This is a genomic window from Nodosilinea sp. AN01ver1 (assembly GCF_050565655.1).
GTDB lineage: Bacteria > Cyanobacteriota > Cyanobacteriia > Phormidesmidales > Phormidesmidaceae > Nodosilinea.
Genome location: NZ_JBNXVS010000098.1, coordinates 1 through 5,989, shown reverse-complemented (window position 1 = coordinate 5,989; position 5,989 = coordinate 1). Strand labels below are relative to the sequence as shown.

Here is a 5,989-nt window from a genome sequence, read left to right as displayed (position 1 = left end):
GACCCGCCACTTTGGTCCCATCTCCGGCCATGATGCCAAGCTGGATAGCCCGGTGGGGCGCTATCTGGCCACCACTTTTTGCTATGGCTGCAACATTGGTCCCAGTCAGACCGCCCGCGCCCTCAGAACCTTTGACCGCAAACAGCTGGCCTGGGTGAACCAGCGGCACATTACCGAAGAGACGCTGCACACCGCCATCAGTGCCATCATCAATGCCTATAACCGCTTTGCCCTGCCCAAATTCTGGGGTACCGGTCGCCGGGCTTCTGTGGATGGAACCAAGTGGGATATTTACGAGAACAACCTGCTGGCGGAATATCATATTCGCTATGGCGGCTACGGCGGCATTGGCTACTATCACGTCTCAGACACCTACATCGCCCTGTTCAGCCACTTCATTCCCTGCGGGGTCTGGGAAGCCGTGTTTATTTTGGATGGACTCCTGAACAATGAGTCTGATATTCAACCTGACACCATTCATGGGGATACCCAGGCCCAAAGTGCGACCGTCTTTGCCCTGGCTTACCTCTTAGGCATTACTTTGATGCCCCGCATTCGAAACTGGAAGGCTCTGAAGTTCTACCGTCCGACCCGAGCAGTGCGCTATCAGCACATTGATGGGCTGTTCTCCGACACCATCAACTGGGATCTGATTGAAACCCACTTGCCGGACATGCTGCGCGTGGCCGTCTCCATCAAGTGTAGGCAAATCAATGCATCTACGATTCTGCGAAAGCTTGGCACCAATAGCCGCAAAAACAAGCTCTATCAAGCGTTCTACGAATTGGGCTGTGCTGTTCGCACCGGGTTTTTACTGCAGTACATCAATGACGCTGACTTGCGCTCCACCATTCAGGCGGCAACTAACAAGAGTGAGGCGTTCAATGGGTTCGTGCAATGGCTTGCCTTTGGGGATGACGGTACCTTAGCCACCAATAGCCGCGATGAGCAACGCAAACGCATCAAATACAATCACCTGGTGGCCAACACGCTGATCTTCTACAACGTCTTTGAACTGACGCGCATTCTCCATGACCTCAACCAGCAAGGCTATGAGTTTGAACCAGAGGCTATTGCTGAGCTGAGCCCCTATCTCACGCAGCAGGTGAATCGTTTTGGCCTCTATCACCTGGATCTCGAACGACAGCCGCAGGCGATCCACTATGACGTTCCGATCTCAACAAAGTGTCCTCAAGATGCTCTGGAATAGGCTGTTCTTAGCCTCTGAAACTTTCTGTTTATAAGGCTTTCAGGAGATGTGGCCCATTTTTACACGAATCGGTGCCATACCCCAACTTCAGCAACAGATAGCCAATGCCATCTTTCGCCTCAATTCGAATCATCCTGAAAGCATTGCTAACAGGAAGTTGTAGGCATTCAATCCCCTCAATTCGCATCACTCTCTAACAAAAGGACGTTAGGGGTATTCCATATCAGCAGGCTCTCCTGTATCGAGACAATCAAGCACACGCAGATGATAGAGCAGGCGCAAGCGCTCATCCTCCGTTAGCGCGGCCCAACGCTTGCCCTCGAATCGGTCGGCAATGAACTGGCGGATCACCTCTCCAGACCATCCCAGGCTGCGGATCTGGTGTTGAATCTGTTCGTGCAGGTCTGGGTCGTAGGCCACAGGCTCTGTCTCCTGTGGAAAAGCAGGCTCATCCCCCCGCACCCCCCTTTCCGGAGAAAAAGAGCTTTGATCCGACCCCAAATCACCGGCGCAAAGCGCCCAACCCTTCATATATCTCTCCGAGGGGTGTAATTCCTTGATTTCAAAGGGTTCTAGCGATCCTGGCATGGTTTCAGAATTCACCTCTTCAGGGGCTAGAAGGCTTGCTAGCTGGGCAATTACACCCTTTTGGTGCTGGGGGTGCCACAGGCTGAGGTGCTTGTAGAGGGTCTGCTGGCTGACTTTGGCCGCTTGGGCGATCGCCTTGGCTCGTGCGGTAATCTGCTCAGGCAGCTCTCCGGCCTGCTCTAGCTCGGTGTAGGCCATACAGATGCGGTGCCGGGCGTCTTCGGCCTGCTGCTGGTTGAAGGGCACCAGGGTGTTCTCCGGTTGGCTGGTGTCGCGGCTGGGGGTGGTGCCCAGGGGCCAGTAGTAGCCTTCTACAGCTCTGACCCAGGCGGTCACCTTGCGCTCAATGTCGTGCTGGTGGCGGCAGTACTGCTCGTAGCCGGGGCAGGTGAGGGCGATGTGCAGGGTGTAGTCGATCAGCGCCTGACCCTGGATGCTCTCGAAGACATGGCCGTAGCAGGCGATGGTCTTGAGCAGGTGGTTGGTTTGGCCGTAGTCTGTCCAGCCTTCGGTGATTTCAGTATCCAGGTCGTGTCGCCAGCTCTCGACGGGGTGGCTGCGGCGTTTGGGTCGCTTGCGGTGGTTGTCGCGGCCAATTCTCATGGCATGGCGCAGGGTGTCCATGTCCTGGTGGCCAGCTGCGCCATCCCAGAGCCAGAAGAAGCGGGCTAGGCTGCTGCCGATGGGGTTAAGGGCATCGTCGAGCAGGCAGGAGCCGCTGCCGGGCTGGAGGGGCAGGCGGTGGCCCATGTATTCGATGAAGGTTTGAACGCCGTAGGCTTTGACGTTGGGAAAGATTTCGAGCTGACCAGCCTGGAGTCGAAACCCCTGGGCCTGGAGACATTCCTTGAGGGTGACGGCCAGGTTAAAGGTATTGACCAGCTCGGCAAAGGGAATATACAGGTGCAGGCCACCGCTCCAGCTGGAGCGCAGCAGCAGGGTGCGGGTAATGCCGATGGTTTCCAGGGCAGCGCGGATCTGGGCGACGCCTTCGGCGGTGCAGTAGTCGCCACCAGCGTCGAGGTCGAGCAGGGCGTAGCGGGTGTCGTGGGTAAAGCGGACACCGATTAACTGGTTGGCATCTTGCCACTGGTTCCAGAGGACGCGGGGCCGCAGCGGGTAGGTAGTAACGGTCGTCCAGGCAGCTTTGGTGGTGGCGTCATCCGGCAGGTCGGCGCGGATGAAGTTCCAGGGGTAGTGGCCAAAAATTTCACACAGCCGCTGGCCCGTGGGGTCAGCGGGGAGGGGTTCGGAACGAGGAGCCTTACGCGACTCCTCGCCCCATCCTAGTGATGCGGTCATGGGGGTCTCTCTCTCCTAAAAAAGAGCAATGGGTATTGCCCCGAGAGAGATCCGGTGTTACCATAGCCACACAATGAATTTGCGCGCGGCTCGGGAACTGGTCCTCTCGGGCTTTCGCTTTTTAAAGAGCCGGTGGCATTTGCTGCCGGTTCTTTTTGCGTATTAAGGGTCTGGTCAGGACGCTTAATACTGATTCACGCGATCGCCAGGTGGTCAGCCCAGCGGGGCGTCAATCATTGCCGGATCATAGTACAGGTGTCTATGTCGGGCAAGCAGACTCTAGATATTGGGTTTCATCAGGGTTTTGGGGTTGGTATCGGCCTCCTAACGTGCAACAAAAGACTGTGGTTACCGCTCGGTCTGCGGTAGTTGCCAGGGCTCTAGACCAGCGTCGCGGAGCTGCTGTTCTAGCCGGGCCACCTGTTCACGCAGTGCATCGGGTTCTGCGTAGACTTCGCCCAGGACGGCTAGGTCGGCCTCGGTTCGCTGGAGCCGTTGGGTGAGCAAGGCATTACGTTCAGACTCGGAGCGTTCTACCTCAAAAGCTGTATCAAAACGCCTTTCTAGGGATTCCTCAAGCAAGGCATCCACTAAGGTAAAAGCTTGCTTATTCCCCCGGTAGGCTTGCCACAGCCAGTACTTACTGACCACGGCCAAAGGGATGGCCTGAATCCGGGTTTGGCCCCTGACTTGCTCTGGGTTGGATTCCACCTCGATTTCAGCAATCGAATCCGTAAATCCCTCTCCTAGCAAGCGTTTGGCTGCCTTTGATCGCAAAAAATCGAAAGCGTTTCTAGGAGCTAAGCCAACCGCATCAGCTGCACCCGACAGGCTCATTCGATACTCACCATTGGGCATTTGATACCCCTCTGCATTTAATGGGCCGATCGCCACCATGGCGCGTTTGGCTTTGTCTGCGGTGGTCATCCGGCCACCCGTTGCCACAACCGAGCAATCTCTGCCAGCATGGTCTGGAATGTCTCGCGAAAGGCCCGGTGCTCGCTTTCGTTGAGGGCGCGATCGCGATCTGCCCTAGCCAGCGCCTCGTCAAAGCGCTGGCGGTCTGCCCTGGCATCTTGCAGGAAAGTCTCAAAGCGCTGGCTATGCTCTGCGTTGAGTTGTTCAGAGCGCTGGCGGTCGGCCCTGGCTTCAGCTAAAAACACTTCAAACCGCTGATCGGCTTCCTGTTGCTGCCGCCCCAGGTTGGCAATCATGCTCACGGTGTCGGTAATGGCATCTTCCATGCGCCGGTTAGTGTTGGCGGACATGGAGCTACTGACCTCTTCAGCCTCAGCTATTCCGTCCTCAATGCGGGACGACCATGCCTCAATAGCACGGGCGTTGCTGTCGGCGATCGCACGGGTTTCGCGCAGGCCAGCGGCATTCTGCTCAACAATAATCTGAGTGCGGGCCTGGCTCTCCGCCACGGTGGCCAGCAGGGCTTCTACACGGTCTAGGCGATCGCTGCTCTGGGTCATACCTTACCTCCCTGCTCAGAATCCATCTTGTCTCTAATGGCACGCTCCACCAGGAAGGCCGCCAACGTGGTCGGCTTATTGCCTTCCTTTGCGGCCCAATCCTCTAGATATTCTGCAAGCCCATCGGGCAGCGAAATGTAAAAACGCTTTGCCACTATTTTGGTCGTCACTTCATGGCTCCAATATTAAGGGCTACTGACTGATTAGTAACTGGCAAGAGGCAAGATGACTGAATAGTAACATATTAGTCATCTTTATGTTATCTTTTGGTCAAGACGCGAAACGGCATAGGTACAGGGCGGGGCCTAGTTGGCTCACTGTTTGCCGTGCTATGCCGCGCCAAACCCGTACCTGTAACGGACTAAAGGACTTTTAGCTATGACCGAATCTGTCAGCCTTCATTCGTTCTGTAAAGAGAACGGCAACCTGCCCAAAACCAGCGTGCGCCGCTGGCTCAACGACAACGGCTACAGCACCAGCAATGGACTTAGCCCAGCTGCTGTAGAGGCTGCGATCGCGCAGTTCTGCCCCCCTACGGCCCCTCCCGAACCTACTGTCGGGAGCCTAACAATCCACGCTGGCAACCACTGCACCAGCATCGACTTGCCCAATTACCAGGGCATGACCGTAGACCTAGCCCAGTTTCGCGACTCTGAAGCGCTGGTGATTGATGACCCCTTAGCCGTAGCCGAGCAGTTTTTGCAGACTGCCGATCTGATTCAAGGGGCACTTGCCAATGACATCGCCGCCCGTGAGCAACGCCTACAAGCCACTAAACAAGCCCAAAGCAAGATCGCCGCTAAGGCCCAGGAGCTAGCCCTAGAGCAGCGCCTCTACCGCTTGCAGACTAGCCAGATTGATGCTGCCCAGACAGACGAAACCAAATCCCTAGCCGATGCCCTTGGAACGCTGAAAGCTTTGGGAAAGCCCACCGAGCCCGATACCGCTGCTGGTGGTTAGGGGGTTTAGCCCTGTTAACCGCCGTTTTCATCCTGTTAACGCCGTAACTCTGGTCATAACGCCATGGAAGCTAAATTCACTCCCCCTGCCGTCCCCCTCGAATACCGTCGCGAGGTCGTTGGCGGTGCATCGCCTATCCAAAACATCTATCTGGCCCCGGTTCCCTGGTGGCAAAACCGCCGTTACTGGGCTGCCGGTGGCATTGCAGTGGCTGCCCTCTCCGGCATTGCCTTCGCCTTTGCTCAGTCAGGCCGCACCGGGGACGAGGGCACATATCAAAATGAACAACCCGCCCCTAACTACGAGAACGTGCTGGCTGCGGCCCAAGACCGACTCTCGGGCAACTACGAAGACAGCCGTTTGGTGTTGGCCGATGTCGGTCGGTCGGTGCTCAACAATGAGGCCTACCGCTACCGCCAGCAGGCAGAACAGGACGTTCTAAAGCCCACTG

The 5,989-nt window shown here is 56.6% G+C and carries 7 protein-coding genes; 3 read left to right on the top strand and 4 right to left on the bottom strand.

Annotated elements, in window-relative coordinates:
* Positions 1-1,210: transposase (locus tag ACQ4N7_RS29840; protein ID WP_430715057.1), on the top strand; the 1,210-nt coding region annotated here is incomplete at its 5' end.
* Positions 1,211-1,417: 207 nt separating this feature from the next.
* Here ACQ4N7_RS29840 and ACQ4N7_RS29835 read toward each other — a convergent pair.
* The 4 genes from ACQ4N7_RS29835 to ACQ4N7_RS29820 form a co-directional block, all read right to left on the bottom strand.
* Positions 1,418-3,100 carry a hypothetical protein gene (locus ACQ4N7_RS29835; protein ID WP_430715056.1) on the bottom strand — a complete coding sequence of 561 codons (1,683 nt, stop codon included), beginning with the start codon at positions 3,098-3,100 and terminating at the stop codon, positions 1,418-1,420.
* 348 nt (positions 3,101-3,448) lie between these two features.
* Complete coding sequence (locus tag ACQ4N7_RS29830; RefSeq protein ID WP_430715055.1) at positions 3,449-4,027, bottom strand: hypothetical protein; 579 nt, start codon at positions 4,025-4,027, stop codon at positions 3,449-3,451.
* The gene (locus ACQ4N7_RS29825) at positions 4,024-4,578 is read right to left on the bottom strand and encodes a hypothetical protein (RefSeq protein ID WP_430715054.1); all 555 of its coding nucleotides are present in this window, start codon (positions 4,576-4,578) and stop codon (positions 4,024-4,026) included. The genes ACQ4N7_RS29830 and ACQ4N7_RS29825 overlap by 4 nt, the downstream gene beginning before the upstream one ends.
* The gene (locus ACQ4N7_RS29820; RefSeq protein WP_313898201.1) at positions 4,575-4,748 is read right to left on the bottom strand and encodes a ribbon-helix-helix domain-containing protein; all 174 of its coding nucleotides are present in this window, start codon (positions 4,746-4,748) and stop codon (positions 4,575-4,577) included. Before ACQ4N7_RS29820 ends, ACQ4N7_RS29825 begins: the two co-directional genes overlap by 4 nt.
* 208 nt (positions 4,749-4,956) lie before the next feature.
* On the opposite strand from ACQ4N7_RS29820, the gene ACQ4N7_RS29815 reads away from it, so the two are divergent.
* Positions 4,957-5,538, top strand: a complete 582-nt coding sequence (locus ACQ4N7_RS29815; protein ID WP_430715053.1) for a hypothetical protein — start codon at positions 4,957-4,959, stop codon at positions 5,536-5,538.
* 63 nt (positions 5,539-5,601) lie between these two features.
* A partial coding sequence (locus ACQ4N7_RS29810) for a hypothetical protein (protein WP_430715052.1) occupies positions 5,602-5,989 on the top strand: 388 nt, incomplete at its 3' end.